At 73.1% G+C, this 17,105-nt stretch carries 17 protein-coding genes and 1 pseudogene; 1 reads left to right on the forward strand and 17 read right to left on the reverse strand.

Annotation, left to right across the window (positions count from 1 at the left end):
* Positions 1-155: 155 nt before the first annotated feature.
* The 4 genes from KGD84_RS28920 to lysX form a co-directional block, all read right to left on the reverse strand.
* Positions 156-437, reverse strand: coding sequence for a hypothetical protein (locus KGD84_RS28920; RefSeq protein ID WP_220563492.1), 282 nt, complete (start codon positions 435-437; stop codon positions 156-158).
* 468 nt (positions 438-905) lie between these two features.
* Positions 906-1,487 carry an amino-acid N-acetyltransferase gene (locus tag KGD84_RS28925; RefSeq protein WP_220563493.1) on the reverse strand — a complete coding sequence of 194 codons (582 nt, stop codon included), beginning with the start codon at positions 1,485-1,487 and terminating at the stop codon, positions 906-908.
* A 142-nt stretch (positions 1,488-1,629) separates the two neighbouring features.
* Positions 1,630-1,950 carry a LuxR C-terminal-related transcriptional regulator gene (locus KGD84_RS28930; protein WP_220563494.1) on the reverse strand — a complete coding sequence of 107 codons (321 nt, stop codon included), beginning with the start codon at positions 1,948-1,950 and terminating at the stop codon, positions 1,630-1,632.
* 674 nt (positions 1,951-2,624) lie between these two features.
* On the reverse strand, positions 2,625-4,133 hold the full coding sequence (gene lysX, locus KGD84_RS28935; protein WP_220563495.1) for a bifunctional lysylphosphatidylglycerol synthetase/lysine--tRNA ligase LysX: 1,509 nt from the start codon (positions 4,131-4,133) through the stop codon (positions 2,625-2,627).
* A gap of 153 nt (positions 4,134-4,286) precedes the next feature.
* On the opposite strand from lysX, the gene KGD84_RS28940 reads away from it, so the two are divergent.
* Positions 4,287-5,240 (forward strand): cation diffusion facilitator family transporter, encoded by a 954-nt coding sequence (locus tag KGD84_RS28940; RefSeq protein ID WP_220563496.1) that lies wholly within the window; start codon positions 4,287-4,289, stop codon positions 5,238-5,240.
* 93 nt (positions 5,241-5,333) lie between these two features.
* On the opposite strand, the gene KGD84_RS28945 is transcribed toward KGD84_RS28940, so the two are convergent.
* From KGD84_RS28945 to folP, 13 genes and pseudogenes are all read right to left on the reverse strand, one after another.
* Entirely contained in the window at positions 5,334-6,116 is a 783-nt protein-coding gene (locus KGD84_RS28945) for a type III pantothenate kinase (RefSeq protein ID WP_220563497.1), read from the reverse strand.
* A gap of 83 nt (positions 6,117-6,199) precedes the next feature.
* Complete coding sequence (locus tag KGD84_RS28950; protein ID WP_220563498.1) at positions 6,200-8,791, reverse strand: L-aspartate oxidase; 2,592 nt, start codon at positions 8,789-8,791, stop codon at positions 6,200-6,202.
* A 44-nt stretch (positions 8,792-8,835) separates the two neighbouring features.
* Positions 8,836-9,703 (reverse strand): annotated as a pseudogene (gene panC / locus KGD84_RS28955) (pantoate--beta-alanine ligase).
* Positions 9,704-9,771: 68 nt separating this feature from the next.
* Entirely contained in the window at positions 9,772-10,656 is an 885-nt protein-coding gene (locus KGD84_RS28960) for a Rossmann-like and DUF2520 domain-containing protein (protein WP_220563500.1), read from the reverse strand.
* A 197-nt stretch (positions 10,657-10,853) separates the two neighbouring features.
* The gene (locus KGD84_RS28965) at positions 10,854-11,099 is read right to left on the reverse strand and encodes a hypothetical protein (RefSeq protein WP_220563501.1); all 246 of its coding nucleotides are present in this window, start codon (positions 11,097-11,099) and stop codon (positions 10,854-10,856) included.
* Between the two features lie 468 nt (positions 11,100-11,567).
* Positions 11,568-11,807 carry a chaplin family protein gene (locus tag KGD84_RS28970; protein ID WP_073380878.1) on the reverse strand — a complete coding sequence of 80 codons (240 nt, stop codon included), beginning with the start codon at positions 11,805-11,807 and terminating at the stop codon, positions 11,568-11,570.
* A 244-nt stretch (positions 11,808-12,051) separates the two neighbouring features.
* Entirely contained in the window at positions 12,052-13,407 is a 1,356-nt protein-coding gene (locus KGD84_RS28975) for a PH domain-containing protein (RefSeq protein WP_220565362.1), read from the reverse strand.
* Positions 13,408-13,680: 273 nt separating this feature from the next.
* On the reverse strand, positions 13,681-14,127 hold the full coding sequence (locus tag KGD84_RS28980) for a PH domain-containing protein (RefSeq protein WP_220565363.1): 447 nt from the start codon (positions 14,125-14,127) through the stop codon (positions 13,681-13,683).
* 156 nt (positions 14,128-14,283) lie between these two features.
* Positions 14,284-14,778, reverse strand: coding sequence for a DUF3180 domain-containing protein (locus KGD84_RS28985; RefSeq protein WP_220563502.1), 495 nt, complete (start codon positions 14,776-14,778; stop codon positions 14,284-14,286).
* Positions 14,775-15,308: a 2-amino-4-hydroxy-6-hydroxymethyldihydropteridine diphosphokinase gene (gene folK / locus KGD84_RS28990; RefSeq protein ID WP_220563503.1), complete on the reverse strand. Its 534-nt coding sequence runs from the start codon at positions 15,306-15,308 to the stop codon at positions 14,775-14,777. The genes KGD84_RS28985 and folK overlap by 4 nt, the downstream gene beginning before the upstream one ends.
* Positions 15,305-15,691, reverse strand: coding sequence for a dihydroneopterin aldolase (gene folB / locus KGD84_RS28995; RefSeq protein WP_220563504.1), 387 nt, complete (start codon positions 15,689-15,691; stop codon positions 15,305-15,307). The genes folK and folB overlap by 4 nt, the downstream gene beginning before the upstream one ends.
* The gene (locus KGD84_RS29000; RefSeq protein WP_220563505.1) at positions 15,688-16,134 is read right to left on the reverse strand and encodes a nuclear transport factor 2 family protein; all 447 of its coding nucleotides are present in this window, start codon (positions 16,132-16,134) and stop codon (positions 15,688-15,690) included. Before KGD84_RS29000 ends, folB begins: the two co-directional genes overlap by 4 nt.
* Positions 16,131-17,045, reverse strand: coding sequence for a dihydropteroate synthase (gene folP / locus KGD84_RS29005; RefSeq protein WP_445034071.1), 915 nt, complete (start codon positions 17,043-17,045; stop codon positions 16,131-16,133). Before folP ends, KGD84_RS29000 begins: the two co-directional genes overlap by 4 nt.
* Positions 17,046-17,105: the final 60 nt, after the last annotated feature.

The following is a 17,105-nucleotide window of genomic DNA, read 5'->3' on the forward strand; positions in this document are numbered from 1 at the left end:
ATTGGCGACGTGCCGGAAATCACCCGGCGGCACCGCCGTCCGGCCATGGGAGGGATCGGCCGGGGAGTGGGCGGCGGGACGCGTGTTCATCACGAAACACCGTCGGAACCGGCCCGTGGCGGCCGGTCGGGGGATGTGATCGGTCAAGGACCGTATCAACGGTCGCCGGATTCTTCGCCTTCCGCGCTCCGGACATTCGCCGTCCCGTTCGCCGCGCCGGTCTCCCCGGCCGCCCGGGTGTTCTCGCCGACGGCTCCGGAGGTCACGGGCGCACCCTTGCCGACCAGGCTTCCGTCCATCCTGCGCGGCGCCATCTCACGGCGCAGCACCTTCAGGATGAAGTAGCAGAACACGAAGGCGACGACCACCGGAGGGATGAGCGCCGACAATACGTCGAGCAGTCCGGGGGGAAGCACCGACGACAAAAAGTCACCCATCGAACCGGTCCACCCTTCCTGGTTGTTACTTATTGCAGCAAATACCCGACTCAGTGTCGGGACACTCCTGGGGGGATGGCGCCCGGCGGGGCGGGCAATCGCATACCGGACATCATAGACACCGTATCCCCTGCTTTGACCGGGGCGGTACCGGGCCCCGGTACGGCAAACCGGAGGGCGTCAATGCGGAGTGCGCTTCGGTGCGCCGGCGCACCGGGGGTCGAAGGGGCCGGGCGGGTCACCGGAAGCGGAGAAATCACGACCCTTCGTCACCGGACTCCGCCGAACTCGCCGCCGAACTCGCTTCCGGCGGCGGACCGGGCGCAGGTACACATTACCTTCCCCCTTCCACTTCCATACCACCCGGTGTGCCCAATCGCGGGTTCGAGGGTCGGTAGCCGGTTCGGGACCGTGGTCCGTTTGCCTCCGGCATTGCCGGAACGCGGTCCCAAGAGAGTACGAAAACCTTTAGCCACCGGTGTTCTCGACTCCGGGGCCGAGGTGGACCAGCATCCGGGTGTTCCCGAGGGTGTTGGGTTTGACGCGCTCCAGATCGAGGAATTCGGCGACACCTTCGTCATAGGAGCGCAGGAGTTCCTCGTACACCCGGGAGGAGACCGGGGTCCCCTGGATCGGGGCGAAGCCGTGGCGCGCGAAGAAAGCGGTCTCGAACGTCAGGCAGAACACACGGCGCACGCCCAACGCGCGCGCGGTGTCCAAAAGGGCGGAGACGATCCGGTGGCCGATGCCGAAACCGCGCAGGGACGGGTCCACCGCGACGGTGCGCACCTCGGCCAGGTCCTCCCAGAGGACGTGCAGGGCACCGCAGCCCACCACCCGGAACTCCGCCTCCCCGGCCGGGGACCCTCCCCCGGCGTCGTCGGGGGCGATCTCGGCCTCGGCGACCCAGAACTCCTGGACGTCCTCGTAGAGGTTGACCGTGCTCTTGGAGAGCACGCGCCGATCAGCGGTGTAGGTGTCGACGAGGCGGCGGATGTGCGCGACATCGCCGGTGCGGGCGCGCCGCACCTGTACATGACGAACGGGCATAACCGGTCCAGACTATGCCCCTGGGGTCCCGCGCGGATCACCGGCTCGCTCGCGGCCGGTGAACGCGGGCCCCCGAGGACATCGGGCCGGCATGCCCGTGGTCGGTCCCCGGCCGCGCCGGGGAGGAGGGTGCGTTCGTCCGTCAGATCAGCTGGCGCCGGGCGGCCCAGACGACCGCCTCGATCGGGGTGTTGACCCCGAGCACGTCGCAGATGTTGCGAATGCGCCGGCGCAGCGTACGGGCGCTGAGCTCCAGGTGCCGGGCGGCGACCTCGGTGGTGACACCGGTCGCGATCTCGGCGAGGAGCTCGATCTCTTCGTGACTCAGTTCGACCGGCGCGTACGGACCGACGCCGACTTCGCGCGGGCGGCTCTGCAGGGGGACCACGTTCTCACGGTGCTCCCGTGCCTGCGGCACGCCCTGGTCCTCAACGGTACGTCGTACGAGTGTGGCCTGTTCCACTCCGTCCTCCCTCATCCATGTGAGTGCGGAACATCGACTCGTCACCTGGTGAGATGCGAGTGCGTCGGGAGGGGTTCCGACGCACGGCCCCGTGGTGCGAACTCCTCACGGCCGACCCTCTGGCACAGGGACGGGGGAGACGTTCGGGCACGGGTCGCACGACCCTTGGAGCGTTGCGGCCTGGGACGGACAGACCGCACCGGTGGGTGCTTGCGAGTGCGCGAGGGGGGACCGGGGCTCCCGGCGCTCCTGACACACTCCGCGTTACTCGATCCACTTCGGCGAACACGCGGGACTCGGCCCGCTCTCAGCACGCTAGGCGGAGGAGCAGATACCGTCAAGGCCAGATAAATCACCCTGAGTGACAAGTCCGGAGCAATACGTCGCACCGTCACGGAAAGGGAAATTCTTTTTCCGCACTGACCTGCGGAAACGGTCACCGTCCGTACAGGCCCGGGCGACGGCCCCCGACAGGGGAAAATCTTCGCCGCGCCGACGCCCTCCGCGGGCCCGCCGCCGGGGCCCCGCCGTCCGCCTCCGGCCCCCGGGTTCGCCACCTGCGCCGGGAACGGCGGCGGGGGTGGTGGCGCGGTGCCCGGGCACCGCGCCACCACCCCCGCTTTCGGACATCCGCCTACCGGGATAAGGGCCCGGCAAATGGGACGCCAAGGAAATCAGGCGTCGTTCCCCTCGGGCTTCACGATGGGGAAAAGGACAGTTTCCCGAATGTTCTTGCCGGTGAAGGCCATCAGGAGCCGGTCGATGCCCACGCCCACGCCGCCGGTCGGCGGCATGCCGTACTCCAGGGCCCGCAGGAAGTCCTCGTCGAGCTGCATCGCCTCCGGGTCGCCGTCGGCGGCCATCAGCGACTGCTCCGTGAGGCGGCGGCGCTGCTCGACCGGGTCGACCAGCTCCGAGTAGCCCGTGCCCAGCTCCATGCCGAAGCCGATGAGGTCCCACTTCTCGGTGAGCAGCGGGTCCTCGCGGTGCTGGCGGGTGAGCGGGCTCGTCTCCAGCGGGAAGTCTCGCACGAACGTGGGCTGGACGAGCGTGTGCTCCACCAGCTCCTCGAAGACGTGCTCGACCAGCTTGCCCTGGCCCCAGGCCGGGTCGTACTCCACGCCCCTGGCCTCGGCCAGGCGGCGGACCTCCTCGACCGGGGTGCGCGGGTCGACCTCGGCGCCCAGCGCCCCGGAGACCGCTCCGTACAGGGTGACCTGCGGCCACTCCCCGCCCAGGTCGTACTCCACCCCGTCGCGCTCGACCACCGTGGTGCCGAACGCGGCGCGGGCCGCGTCCTGGATCAGGGAGCGGGTGACGTCCGCCATGACGTTGTAGTCGGCGTACGCCTGGTAGAACTCCAGCATCGTGAACTCGGGGTTGTGCGTGGAGTCCGCGCCCTCGTTCCGGAAGTTCCGGTTGATCTCGAAGACCTTCTCCAGGCCGCCCACGACCAGCCGCTTCAGCGACAGCTCCGGGGCGATCCGCAGGTAGAGGTCCAGGTCGTAGGCGTTGATGTGGGTGGTGAAGGGCCGCGCCGTGGCACCGCCGTGCACCCGCATCAGCATCGGGGTCTCGACCTCGATGTAGTCGCGCGCGGTGAGCCCGTCCCGGATCGCGCGGATGGCGGCCGAGCGGCGGCGCACCATCTCGCGGGACTCGGGGTTGACGATGAGGTCGACGTAGCGCTGCCGGACCCGGGCCTCGGGGTCGGTGAGGCCCTTGTGCTTCTCCGGGAGCGGGCGCAGGCACTTGGCCGTGAGCGTCCAGCTGCGCACCATGATCGACAGCTCGCCGCGGCGGGAGGTGATGACCTCGCCCTCCACGCCCACGTGGTCGCCCAGGTCGACGTCGGCCTTCCAGGCGTCCAGGCGCTCCTGGCCGACCTGGTCCAGCGACAGCATGATCTGGAGGTCGCCGGTCTCGTCGCGCAGGGTGGCGAAGCACAGCTTGCCGCCGGTGCGGTACAGCATCACGCGGCCCGCGATGGCGACGTCCACCCCGGTGCGGGTGTCCGGCGGCAGGTCGGCGTGTTTGTCACGCACGGCGCCGATCGACGTGGAGCGCTCGAAGAGCACGGGGAAGGGGTCGATCCCCTCCGCGCGCAGGCGGTCCAGTTTCTGGCGCCGAACTCTCATCTGTTCGGGCAGGTCGTCGTAGGTGTCGTCGTGCGTGTGGTTCACAGAGGCGATCCTACCGGCGCGGAAGGTCTGGACCGGCCTTCCCGCAGGGTGCCGGAAGCGGCCACAGGGATGAAATCAGTCCCTTCGGTCACTACGATCACACTGCCGTGACCAGCCGACCGGCAGGCACTTCTCGAGAGATGGAAGATATCCGTGGCCGTTGAAGGAAGCACGAAGGCCGTCGTCACGGCCCTCGTGGCGAACATGGGGATCGCCGCGACGAAGTTCGGCGCCTACCTCCTGACCGGGTCGGCGGCGATGCTCGCCGAGTCCATCCACTCGGTCGCGGACTCCAGCAACCAGGGGCTGCTGCTCCTGGGCGGCAAGCGCGCCCGGCGCGCCGCCACCAAGGAGCACCCGTTCGGCTACGGGCGCGAGCGCTACATCTACTCCTTCATCGTGGCGATCGTCCTGTTCAGCGTGGGCGGCCTGTACGCGCTCTACGAGGCCTGGCACAAGATCTCCCACCCCGAGCCGATCACCCGGTGGCAGTGGGTGCCGATCGTCGTGCTGGTGGTGGCGCTCATCCTGGAGTCCTTCGCCATGCGCACGGCCATCAAGGAGTCGAACGCGGTGCGCGGCAAGGCGACCTGGGTGCAGTTCGTGCGCCGGGCCAAGTCGCCGGAGCTGCCGGTCATCCTCCTGGAGGACGCCGGCGCCCTGCTCGGCCTGGTGTTCGCGCTGATCGGCGTGAGTCTGACCCTGGTCACCGGCAACGGCATCTGGGACGGCCTGGGCACCGCGGCCATCGGCATCCTGCTGGTGGCGATCGCCATCGTGCTGGCCGTCGAGATGAAGAGCCTGCTCATCGGCGAGTCCGCCACCGACGAGCACGTGCGCGAGATCGAGAGGGCGATCACCTCCGTGGAGGACGTCGACCGCCTCATCCACATGAAGACGCAGCACGTCGGCCCGGAGGAGCTGCTGGTGGCGGCCAAGGTCGCGGTGGACGCCCAGGACGACGCCGCGCGGATCGCACGGGCGATCAACGAGGCGGAGGCGCGCATCCGCGCGGCCGTGCCGATCGCCCGGATGATCTACATCGAGCCGGACCTGGACCGCGCCGCGGCGGCGGGGGCCTCCGCGGAGGACGCCGACCGCGTGTGACACCGGCCTGCGGCCGGCGGCGGCGCCCGGAGAGCGCCGCCGTCGGCCGCCCGCCTTTTCCGGGCCCGCGGCTCCGACCGCCCGGCCGGCTCCTCAGCCCGTGTTGCGCTCGAACACCAGGCGCAGGCCGATGAGGGTCAGCCAGGGCTCGTGGACGTCGACCGTCTCGCACTCCCCCACCACCGTCGAGGCCAGGCCCCCGGTGGCCACGACCGTGACGTCGTCGGGGTTGTCGGTGAGCTCGGCGACCATCCGGTCGACGATCCCGTCCACCTGGCCCGCGAACCCGAAGACGATGCCCGAGCGCAGCGCCTCCGTGGTGTTCTTGGCGATCGCGGCGCGGGGCCGCACGATCTCCACCATGTGCAGCTGGGCGCCGCGCCGGGACAGGGCGTCCACCGAGATGTCGATGCCCGGGGCGATGGCGCCGCCCACGTACTCGCCCTTGGTGCTGACCGCGTCGAACGTCGTGGCGGTGCCGAAGTCGACCACCACGGCCGGGCCGCCGTAGAGGTGGTCGGCGGCCAGCGCGTTGATGATGCGGTCGCTGCCGACCTCCTTGGGGTTGTCCATCCGGATCGGCACGCCCGTCTTGACGCCCGGCTCGACGATCACCGCGGCGACGCCGTCGAAGTGGCGGCGGAACATGTCGCGCATCTCGTGCTGCACCGAGGGGACCGAGCAGCACAGGGCCAGCCCGTCGATGTCGTCCACCCCGCCGTGTGCGCTCCCCTCCAGGAGCCCGCGCAGCACCACCGACCACTCGTCGGCGGTGCGCCGGGTGTCGGTCCCCACTCTCCAGTGTTCGAGCAGGTCCTCCCCCTCGAAGAGACCGAAGACCGTCTCGGAGTTACCGACGTCGATCGCCAGCAGCATGGACCCTCATCCTGGTCGAAGTGTCTTTTCTGGGAATCCTCTCCCAATCCCGGCCTTCACGGGAAGTCGGACGGCGGATCCGTTCACAGCAGATCGAGGGCGATGTCCAGGGCGGGGCTGGAGTGGGTGAGGGCGCCGACGGCGAGGAGGTCCACCCCCGTCCCGGCGACGTCGGCGGCGACGTCCAGGGTCAGGCCGCCCGAGGACTCCAGGCGGGCGCGCCCGGCCACCAGGGCGACGGCCTCGGCGAGCTCGGGGACGGTGAAGTTGTCGAGCAGGATCTCCTCGGCGCCCTCCGCCAGGGCCTCCTCGATCTGGTCGATCCGGTCGACCTCGACCTCCAGGGGGATCCCCGGGAAGCGCTCGCGCACGGCGCGGACGGCGGCGCCCACACCGCCCGCGGCGACCACGTGGTTGTCCTTGATGAGCCCGGCGTCGCTGAGGCAGTAGCGGTGGTTGACCCCGCCGCCGCAGCGCACGGCGTACTTCTCCAGGGCGCGCAGCCCGCCGTGGGTCTTGCGGCTGTCGCGGACGCGGGCGCCGGTCCCGGCGACGGCGTCCACCCAGGCGCGGGTGGCGGTGGCGATCCCGGACAGGTGGGTGAGCAGGTTGAGAGCGGTGCGCTCGGCGGTGAGCAGGTCGCGGGTGCGGGCGGTGACGGCCATGAGGATGTCGCCCCGCTTGACGGAGTCGCCGTCGGACGCCTGCCGGGTGACCTCCAGGGCGCCGTCGGAGACCAGCCAGAACACCAGCTCCGCCAGCGGCAGGCCGCAGACGGTCCCGTCGGCGCGGGCCACCACGTGGGCGGTGCGGACCTGGTCGGCGGGGATGGTGGCGACGGAGGTGACGTCGACCCCGGCCCCGCCGGTGAGGTCCTCGGCCAGGGCCCGGCGGACCAGGTCCACGTGCGCCTGGTGGGGCGCGGTCCAGGGGAGCGTGAACTCGGCGCGGGCGTCCGGCCCGGGGGCGTCCCCGGCGAGGGGGAACGCGATGGCGTCGAGCTCGGCGGTGAGCCCGGGCGGCAGCGAGGGGGTCCAGGGTTCGTCGGTGGCCACGGGTGTGTCCCCTTCCAGTCGGACGATCACCGGGCGGACCCGCCACTGCGGGCGGGGGCCGGCGTGGTCGGCGCGTTGATGGGAGCCGCGGCTCTCGGTGCGGTGGGCCGCGGCGGCGGCCACGAGGCGGGCCACCGTGAGCAGGTCGGCGGCCTCCCAGGAGGCCGTGTCGGGGGTGACCGGGGCGGCGGAGCCCGTGAGGGCGTCCAGCTCGGCGACCAGCGTCGCCAGGCCCTCGCCGGTGCGCAGCACCCCGGCGTGGCGCGACATCAGGGAGCGGATCCGGGCGACGACGGCCGGGTCGGGCAGGGCGGTCACCCGCGGGGCGGAAACGCCCCCGGTCGGCAGCGGTCCGCGCTCGGCGGCCAGCCGGGCGGCGATGCGCTCGGCGAACACCAGGCCCTCCAGCAGCGAGTTGGAGGCGAGCCGGTTGGCGCCGTGGACGCCGGTGCGGGCGACCTCGCCCACCGCCCACAGGCCGGGGACCCCGGTGCGGCCGTCGATGTCCACCTCCACGCCGCCGGAGGCGTAGTGGGCGGCCGGGGCGACGGGGATCGGCTCGGCCAGCGGGTCGATGCCGTTCTCACGGCAGGACGCCAGGATGGTCGGGAAGCGGCTCTCCCAGACGGCCGCGCCGAAGTGGCGGGTCTCCAGGTACACGTGGTCGACGCCCTGCTCCGCCATCGTCCTGGCGATGGTGCGGGCGACCACGTCCCGGGGGGCCAGGTCGGCGAGCTCGTGGACGCCCTCCATGATCCGGTTCCCCTCCGCGTCCACCAGGTAGGCGCCCTCACCGCGCAGCGCCTCCGAGACCAGGGGCTGGCGGCCGCGGGCCTGGGCGCCGAGCCAGAGCACCGTCGGGTGGAACTGGATGAACTCCAGGTCGCGCAGGCGGGCCCCGGCCCGGGCGGCCAGGGCGAGCCCGTCGCCGGTGGAGACCGGCGGGTTGGTGGTGGCGGCGAAGATCTGGCCGAGCCCGCCGGTGGCCAGCACCACGGCCGGGGCGAGGGCGGCGCCGACCCCGTCGCGGCTGCCCTCCCCCATGACGTGCAGGGAGACGCCGCAGACCGCACCGGTGCCGGGATCGCGCAGGGCGTCCAGCGCCACCGCGTGCTCGATGATCTCGATGCGCTCCTCGGCCAGCACGGCCTCGACCAGGGCGCGCTGGATCTCCGCCCCGGTGGCGTCGCCCCCGGCGTGGGCGACCCGGTCGGCGCGGTGGCCGCCCTCCCGGGTCAGGGAGAGGCCGCCGTCGGCGTCGCGGTCGAACTCGGCTCCCAGGGCGATGAGGCGGCGCAGCGCCTCGGGACCCTCGGCGGCCAGGACGTGGACGGCGTAGGGGTCCGACAGCCCGGCCCCGGCCAGGTGGGTGTCGACCATGTGGGCGACCGGGTCGTCCCCGGGGGCCACGGCCGCGGCGATGCCGCCCTGGGCGTAGGCGGTGGAGCCGGTGGAGATCCGGTCCTTGGTCACGAGCACGACGCGCCCGGCCCCGGCGCGGCCCAGGTAGCCGAGCGCGGTGCTCAGGCCCGCGATGCCGGAGCCGACGATGACGACGTCGGCGGTGACGGTCCAGCCCGGCGCGGGTGCGTCGAGCCGGGTCGGGGTGGCTGTGCTCATGGGATCTTCTTCCGGGGAGGGCGCGGTGACGCGGGACCGGTGGTCTAGAAGCGGATCGACGTGTTGTCGATCAGGCGGGTGGTGCCGACCCGGGCGGCCAGCGCCAGCACCGCGTCACCGCGGTGGTCGTCGGCGACCTCGGCGAAGGTGGACGGGTCGATGAGGGCCAGGTAGTCGGGTTCGACCGGCGGCTCGCCCGCGGCCGCCTCCTCCAGCACCGCGGCCGCCGCGGCCGGGCCGCGGCGGCCCCCGCCCGGCGGCGCCGCGGGCCGCTTCCAGGGAGCGCGACAGCGCCAGGGCGGCGGTGCGCTCGGCGGCGGAGAGGTAGACGTTGCGGCTGGAGGAGGCCAGGCCGTCGGGGTCGCGCAGGATGGGCGCGCCCACGATCTCCACCGGGAAGTCGAGGTCGGCGACCATGCGGCGGATGAGCGCGATCTGCTGGGCGTCCTTCTCCCCGAAGACCGCCAGGTCGGGCCGGACCAGGTGGAACAGCTTGCCGACCACCGTGAGGACGCCGGTGAAGTGGCCGGGCCGGGAGGCACCCTCCAGCCGCTCCCCCATCGCCCCCGCCTCGATGGTGACCATGGGCCGGCCGGCCGGGTACATGGTCCCGGTCTCCGGGGCGAAGACCACGTCCACGCCCTCCTGGGCGCACCGGGCGGTGTCGCCCTCCAGGTCGCGCGGGTAGCGGTCGAAGTCCTCGTTCGGGCCGAACTGGAGGGGGTTGACGAAGATGCTCACGACCACGGTGTCGGCCCGCTCCCGGGCGATCCGCATGAGGCTCTGGTGCCCCCCGTGCAGGGCGCCCATGGTGGGCACGAGGGCGGTGCGCCCGGCGTCGGCCAGGGCGCGGCGCAGCTCGTGGGGCGTGCGCACGACGAGCGGGGCGGAGCGGTCGGTGGATGAGGTCATGCGGGTTCCCCTGGGGTGTCCGTGACGTGTCGGTGGTGGTCCGGGTGCCGCGGCGGCGGGCGGGACGGTCAGCGGCGCAGTACGTCGAGGAGCGGTTCGGCCGCCTCGGGCTTGAGCATCCCGGCGTTGATGGCCAGGTCGGCGGTGAGCCGGGCCAGCTCGATGTAGGCGGCGGCGCTCTCGGGCGCGTGGGCGCGCAGCTGCTCGATGTGTCCGGCGACGGTCCCGGCGTCGCCGCGCAGGACCGGGCCGCTGAGGCCGTGGATGCCCAGTCTCAGGGCGTTGTCCAGGGAGGCGCTGAGCAGGGGGGCGATCATCCGGCCGGGGTCGGGTACCCCGGCGGCGGACAGCAGCGAGGCACTGTCGGCGACGAGGGTGACCAGGTGGTTAGCGCCCCCGGCCAGGGCCGCGTGGTAGAGGGTGCGCTTGTCCTCGGCGATCCAGACGGGTTCGGCGCCCATCTCGACCACCAGTGCCTCGGCGATGGGCCGCAGCGGGTCGGGGGCGGTGATCCCGAACGCGCAGTCGGCCAGCCTCTCGAGGTCCTCGTCGCGGCCGGTGAAGGCCATGGCCGGGTGCAGGGCCAGCGGCAGGGCGCCGGCGGCGGTGGCCGGGGCCAGCACCCCGTACCCGTGGGCCCCGCTGGCGTGGGCGAGGAGCTTGCCGCGCAGGTCGACGCCGGTGGCGGCCAGCCCCTCGGCGAGTTCGGCCAGGGCGTCGTCGGGGACCGTGAGCAGGACGAGGTCGGCGGCCTCGACCACGCGCGCGGGCTCCATCAGCCGCGCGGTGGGCAGGCGCTCGGCGGCGCGGGCCTTGGAGGCCTCGGAGACGGCCGCGGCGGCGACGACCCGGTGCCCGGCCAGGCCCAGCGCCCGGCCCAGGACCGAGCCGACGCGGCCGGGACCGATGACGCCGATCCGCAGCCGGGCCGGACGCCCCTGCGTGGTCTCCATGCCTGTGCCCCCTCGTCGTGAGTGCGTCCGGCCCTCCCCGGCCGTGACGCCTGAGCACACGATAGTCCTCCCCGCCGCCCCCTCCCGCGCGCCGCCCCTGGTCGAGGGCGCTTCCCGGAGGACGCGCGAGGGGGCGGGCCCCGTCGGGCCCGCCCCCCGGTCCACCGCCGCGGCGCCCCGCGCTCGGGGCGGCCGGGTCAGTCCTGGATGATCACCCCGGAGTTGAAGCAGGAGGCCAGGGACTGGCCGAGGACGGCGTTGGAGTTGCCGCAGCCCTGGTTCACGTTCTCGATGCCGTTGATGTAGGCGATGTTGCCGCTGACGTTGGAGCCGTGGCCGGAGGTCCAGGCCCCGCTCTGCGCCGCCGCCGGTACCGCGGAGAGGAGGATCCCGGCGGAGGAGGCCAGGACCAGTGCACCGGTGGCGAGCGTCTTCTTCAGCACTACGCGTTCTCCTTGTCGTGTCCGGGTCGGGGGGACCGCCCGGGCTCGTCGCTGGCGCCGTGTCGGCACCGGTGCTGAAACTACCCGTGGACCCCGCGTTTTCGACCCCTCTGAACTGGGATCATCACGAAGAATTCCTTTTGAGTGACGTTGCGTGATGGCTTTTCGGGGCAAAGGGCGGCCAAGCGGCGGCCCGAAGAAGCACGAAGCGTCACCATCGGCGGTGATTCAGCACGACGCCAATGCGCTTTACAGCCGATGGCCTATCCGGAGCACGGATTCGTGCGCGGCACGGTCGGCCCCGGACGCGGAACACGACCGGCCCCGGACATGAAAAAGGAGCGCCGCTCCGTCGTCACGGAGCGGCGCCCGGGAAGTCCACTCGGCCCCGGATCCGCCGGGACGCCCCCGACGGGGACGTCTCCGGCCGGGACCCTCCCGGCCGTCAGGGCCGGAACGCGGTCGTCCTTAGTTCTTGACGGTGGCGCCGGAGTCCACGCAGTTGGCGCCGGCCACGCCGAGGATGGCGATCGCGTTGCCGCAGACGTTGATCGGAACGTCCAGGTCGGCCACCAGCTGGTTGCCGCCGAGGATGCTTCCGTTGCCGGAGGTGAAGACGTTGCTGTTGGCCATGGCCGGAGCGCCCGTGAACAGAACGCCCGCGGCGGCGGCGACGATGGCACTGGCGGCGAAAGCCTTCTTCAGCATGTGTTTCTCCCGTTCGGACCGAACGGCGGGGGCGCCGATCGGTCGATAACGTTGACCATGTGTACAACCGAGAACACTCAACGTGTTCGGTCACCATTTAGCCATACTCGGCGGCCGCCAGAGGCCAGAACACGCGAGCTTTTTGCAGCCTTGACCTGGAGGTATCACCCATCGTGAGCACCCATGTCGGACATGAGAGCCATTAGCGGCAGCAATTTGCGCCTTCGATGTGCCGCACGTCACATCACTCTCCCCCGGAGTCCTCCGCGCGTGTCATGGTCGCCCGCGTCGCCCAGCGCTCGGGGCCCGCCGCCGGGACCCGCGCCCGCCTCCCCAGGTCGACCATCTCGTCCAGCAGGCGGCGGGCCTCGGCCGCCTCCCTGTTCTGGGCCCGCGCCCGGACCGGTCCCGGCGGGACGCCCACGCCGAACGCCACCCGGCCGGTGAACCGGGACAGCGGGCCGGCGGTCAGCCGCAGGGACTGCACCCGCTCCATCGGCACGACCTCCGTCACCCGGCAGAACAGCCCCGAGACGGTCACGAACAGGTGCGCGTCCACGCCCACCAGGGACCGCGAGCCCTTCCGGCCCGGGACCAGCGGCACGTACGCCACCTCGCTCTCCGGGAACAGCTCGTTGACCAGCGCGTAGGCCCGCCGCCGGGGCGCCACCGGGAGCAGCGCCGCCGAGTCGGCCTGGCGGGCCCCCGCGTACCCGGCCACCGTCGCCTCGACGCGGGCCACTCCCAGCGCCCGCCACAGCAGCGGCTCCACCACCCGCACGGCCTGGACCCGGCCCGGGGGGACCGTCTGCATGCGCCGCTGGAACATCCCGTAGCGGAGCCGCAGCCCGTCGGAGGAGACCGAGGCGTAGTAGTCGGTGTAGCGGGCCAGCGGTCCCCAGAACGACCGGATCAGCCCCAGCGTGAGCGGCACCAGCGCCCCCAGCACCCCGGGCTCGCGGAACATCACTCCGGCGGTGACCGTCGCGGCCAGGCCCAGGGAGGCCAGCAGCACCGGGACCCGGAAGGTGAGCGCGCCCAGCAGGAGCAGGAACGGCAGCCGGTAGAAGGGCCACTCCGGCGCCTCCGGCGAGCGGCCGGACAGCCCGGCGGCGTGCGCCAGGACCGCGACGCGCATCTTCTCGGCGGTCCCGTGGCGCAGGTAGCGCAGGCGGACCGCGCTGTTGTCGCCGCCGGCCAGCTCGATGCGCAGTTCGGCCAGGCCGAACACCTGGCCCAGCAGCGGCCGGACCACGTCGACCGCCTGGAGCCTGCTCAGCGGGATCTCCCGGGAGCCGCGCATCACCAGTCCGCTGTGCACCACCAGGTGGTCCTCGCGCAGCCCGAAGCTGCCGTACCACCAGGAGGGCAGCGTGTAGGCGAGCGCGCCGAACAGGACCGCGATGGTCAGCATGACCACCCACGCGTACCCGAAGATCGTGAGGATGGGGCCGGCCAGCGCCACGAAGGCCAGGGTCACCGCGAGGACGCGGATCGGCACCATCGACCAGTGCGCCCGGTACACGCCCGTGGTGACGTCCTCCTCCCGGCGCCGGGGCGGGGCCGGGGGCTGGCGCTGCCACACCGTGGGCGGCAGCATCACCGGCGGCCCGTACCCCGGCGGCCCCGAGCCGGCCGGCCCGGGCCCCTGCGGCACCGGCCACTGCGACACGGGCCCCTGCGGCACGGGCGGGTGCGCGGGACGGGGCGGTCCGGGCGGGTGCGGGTGCCCCGGGGGCGCCGACCGCTGCGGCGGCCCCGGCGGTGCCTGGGGCGGCCGCTGCGGCACGGGCTGCGGAGCCCGCGGCGGGTCCTGCGGCGCCGGCGGCGGCCCCTGGGGGCGGGGAGAGTCGGGACGGTCGGGTTCGTGCATCTACAACCCCGTGGAGAACGTCTCGCTGCGGGACGCCAGCCGGTCGCGCAGACCCACGGCCTCCGCCAACGGCAGGCCGACCACGCGCGTGTCGGCGGTGCTGGCGGCGGTGCGGACCCGCACCGTGGCGATGCCCAGCGCCTGTTCGAGCAGGTCGGCGGTGGTGTCCACCACCTGCATGCGCCCGTAGGGCACGACCACCAGCTGGCGGACGAACACCCCGTACGTCAGGTACAGCTCCGTCGCCCCCTCGACGTACCCCCAGGAGCCCTGGAAACGGCCGGCCAGCACCCAGCCCGCGCCGAGCACGGCCAGGGCCGCGACCGCCCAGACGGCGGCCCAGACCCGGTCCGCCCACAGGAACAGGAGCAGCACCCCGATCAGCCCGGACCCCAGGCACAGGGCGCCCACCACCAGACGGCGGTACCAGGCCAGGGCCGGGGACACCCGGAGCCACTCGGTGCCCTCGGGCGCGGCGAAGGCCGCGTCGAGCGGGCGCTCCGGCACGGGGGGCGGCGGGTCGGTCGGTGTCGGTTCGCTGGTGTCCACGGGCCCAGTCAACCATTTGCCGCCGCTCCCCGTCCGGAGGCGGTCCGGGATCGGTCAGGCCGTCCCGGGGCGGTCGTCGTCGCGGTCCTCGTCCCCGGGCACCCGGCAGGCGTACTCCAGGTACAGGGCGGCGGCCGCCAGCACGCCCGCGGCCAGCGCCGTTCCCAGGGCGGTGAGGAACACCTCCCGGTGCACCGGCAGCCCCAGGTTGTCCACGACCGTCAGCGCCACCCCGAGGCAGAAGCCGCCGAACAGCGCGGCGGCCAGCACGCTCGCCTTGGCCAGGGCGACCAGGCGGGCGGCGCTGAGCGGCGGGATCGGCTCGGTGCCGGGCGCCCGGCGGATCCGGCGCCGTGTCCGCCCGGCGGTGAACGCCTCGGCGAAGGCGAGCAGCAGCAGCGTGGGGATCGCCGTCCACGGCATGGGCGGCAGTCCGGGCAGCGCCGTCCCGAACAGCGCCCCCAGCAGCAGGCCGACGACCCCGAGCAGCAGCGGCGTGCGCCACCCGGTGGGGTGCAGGCGCCGCTCGTCGTCCTCCTCGTCGGTCATCGGGTCCCCCCGGGCGGGAACAGCCGCAGGTCGTCGCGTCGGCGGAGCTTCTGCTCGCCCCCGGTGTCCGCGGCCTCCACCGCGGCCAGCAGGTCGGCGAGCGGTCCGCGCCCGGGCAGCTCCGCGCCGGGGTCGGCGTCCAGCCACGGGCGCAGCACGAACGCCCGCAGGTGGGCGCGCGGGTGCGGCAGCGTCAGGACGGGGTCGTCGGAGCGCACGTCGCCGAAGGCGATGACGTCCACGTCCAGGGTGCGCGGGCCCCAGCGGACCTCGCGCACCCGGTCGAAGGCGCGCTCGGCGGCCTGCGCGCGCTCCAGCAGCTCCCCGGGCGTGCCGTCGGTCTCGACGACCACCACGGCGTTGAGGTAGGCGCCCTGTTCGGGGCCGCCCACCGGGGCGGTCTCGTACACCGGGGACAGCGCGACCGGGGCGGGCGCGCCCGCCCCGGTCAGCAGGTGCTCCACCCCGCCGCGCAGGGTCGCCCACCGGTCGCCGAGGTTGGACCCCAGGGCCAGGACGGCACGTGTCACCGCGCGGCACCCCCCGCCCCGGGCACGGCGCCGCGCACCACGGTCACGGACACGTCCGCGAACTCGTGCTCGATCGGCGCCGACGGCTTGTGCACGGTCAGTTCGACCCCGCGCACCCGCGGGTCGGCCGTGCACTCGGCGGCCAGCCGCTCGGCGAGGGTCTCGATCAGGTCCACCGGCTCCCCCGTGACGATCGCGACCAGCCGGTCGGCGAGCAGTCCGTAGTGGACGGTGTCGGCCACGTCGTCGGAGGCGGCGGCGGGCGCCAGGTCCAGGTACAGGACGGCGTCCACCACGAAGTCCTGGCCCTCGCGGCGCTCGAAGTCGAACACGCCGTGGTGGCCGCGGGCCCGCAGGCCCCGCAGGGCGATGCGGTCGGTCATTCCTCCCCGCCCTCGTCCTCGTCGTCGCCCATGAGCACCGGCGAGGCGTGGTGGGACCACAGCCGCCACCCCTGCGCGGTGTCGACGAACAGGTTGGTCGTGACGACCTGGCCCCCGGCGATGAACCCGGGGTTGCCGTCCTCGGCGGTGAGCACGTTCTCCTCGCACGTCACCATCGCGATGTCGCCGCCCACCCCGATGTGGGTCTCGGTGAGGACGTACTGGATGTAGGTGACGTTGGCCATGATCAGGGACCAGGCCCGCATGATCTCGGTGCGGCCGCGCAGCAGCGGCCACCCGGGGTTGACGCACACCAGGTCGGGGGCCTCGTGCTCCTCGGCCCACACACTGCGCATCAGGTCGATGTCGCCGTTCTCGATGGCGCTGTAGAACTGCGCGTTGGCCTCGGCCACGCGCTCCATGACCTCCTGGCGGGACCTCACCGGCGGCCCCGACCCGTGCCGTCGGCGTCCTCGAAGCGCCCCTCGACGAGGGCCTTCCCGCCGTCGGACCAGGCGGCGGCCACCCGGACCGCGTCGGCGCTGGCGCGCACGTCGTGCACCCGCACCGCCCAGGCGCCCCGGTCGGCCGACAGGGTGGTCAGGGCGGCGGTGGCGGCGTCGCATTCGAGGAAGGGCCGCTCCTCCCCCTTGGGCTCGCTCAGCAGCCGGCTCAGGAAGCGCTTGCGCGACCCCGCCACCAGGACGGGGCGGCCCAGCTCGTGGAACCGGTCGAGATGCCTCAGGAGCGCCCAGTTGTGGGCCTGCTCGGGTCGTTTGGAGAATCCGAGTCCCGGGTCGAGGACGATCTGCCCCGGGTCGACGCCTGCACTGATCATGGCCTCCATACGGTCGCGGAGCTCATCGATGACCTCCTGGACGACATCCGTGTACACGGCACGGCTCTGCATGTCATGACTATGCCCGCGCCAGTGCATCAACACGTAGGAGACACCGGAAGCGGCCACGAGCCGCGCCATGGCCGGGTCGGCCAGCCCGCCGCTGACGTCGTTGACCAGGACGGCGCCGGCCTCCACGGCCCGCTCGGCGACCTCGGCCCGCATGGTGTCCACGCTGACGGCCACTCCGCGCGCGGCGAGGGCCCTGACCACCGGTTCGACCCGGCGCAGCTCCTCCTCGGCCGGAACGCGCTGGGCGCCCGGGCGGGTCGACTCGCCGCCGACGTCGATGATGTCGGCGCCCTCGTCCACCAGCCGCAGGCCGTGCTCGACCGCCCGCTCGGGGTCGAACCAGGCTCCGCCGTCGGAGAAGGAATCGGGGGTGACGTTCACTACCCCCATGACCAGGCACCGCCCGCGATCGGGCAGGCCCGGAAGTGTGTATTTCGGCCCCATGGGGGTCACCTTACGCGTAACCACAGGGGCCGGGGGCGCACGCCCCCGGCCCCTGTCCGG

The organism is Nocardiopsis changdeensis (assembly GCF_018316655.1).
GTDB classification, from domain to species: Bacteria; Actinomycetota; Actinomycetes; order Streptosporangiales; family Streptosporangiaceae; genus Nocardiopsis; species Nocardiopsis changdeensis.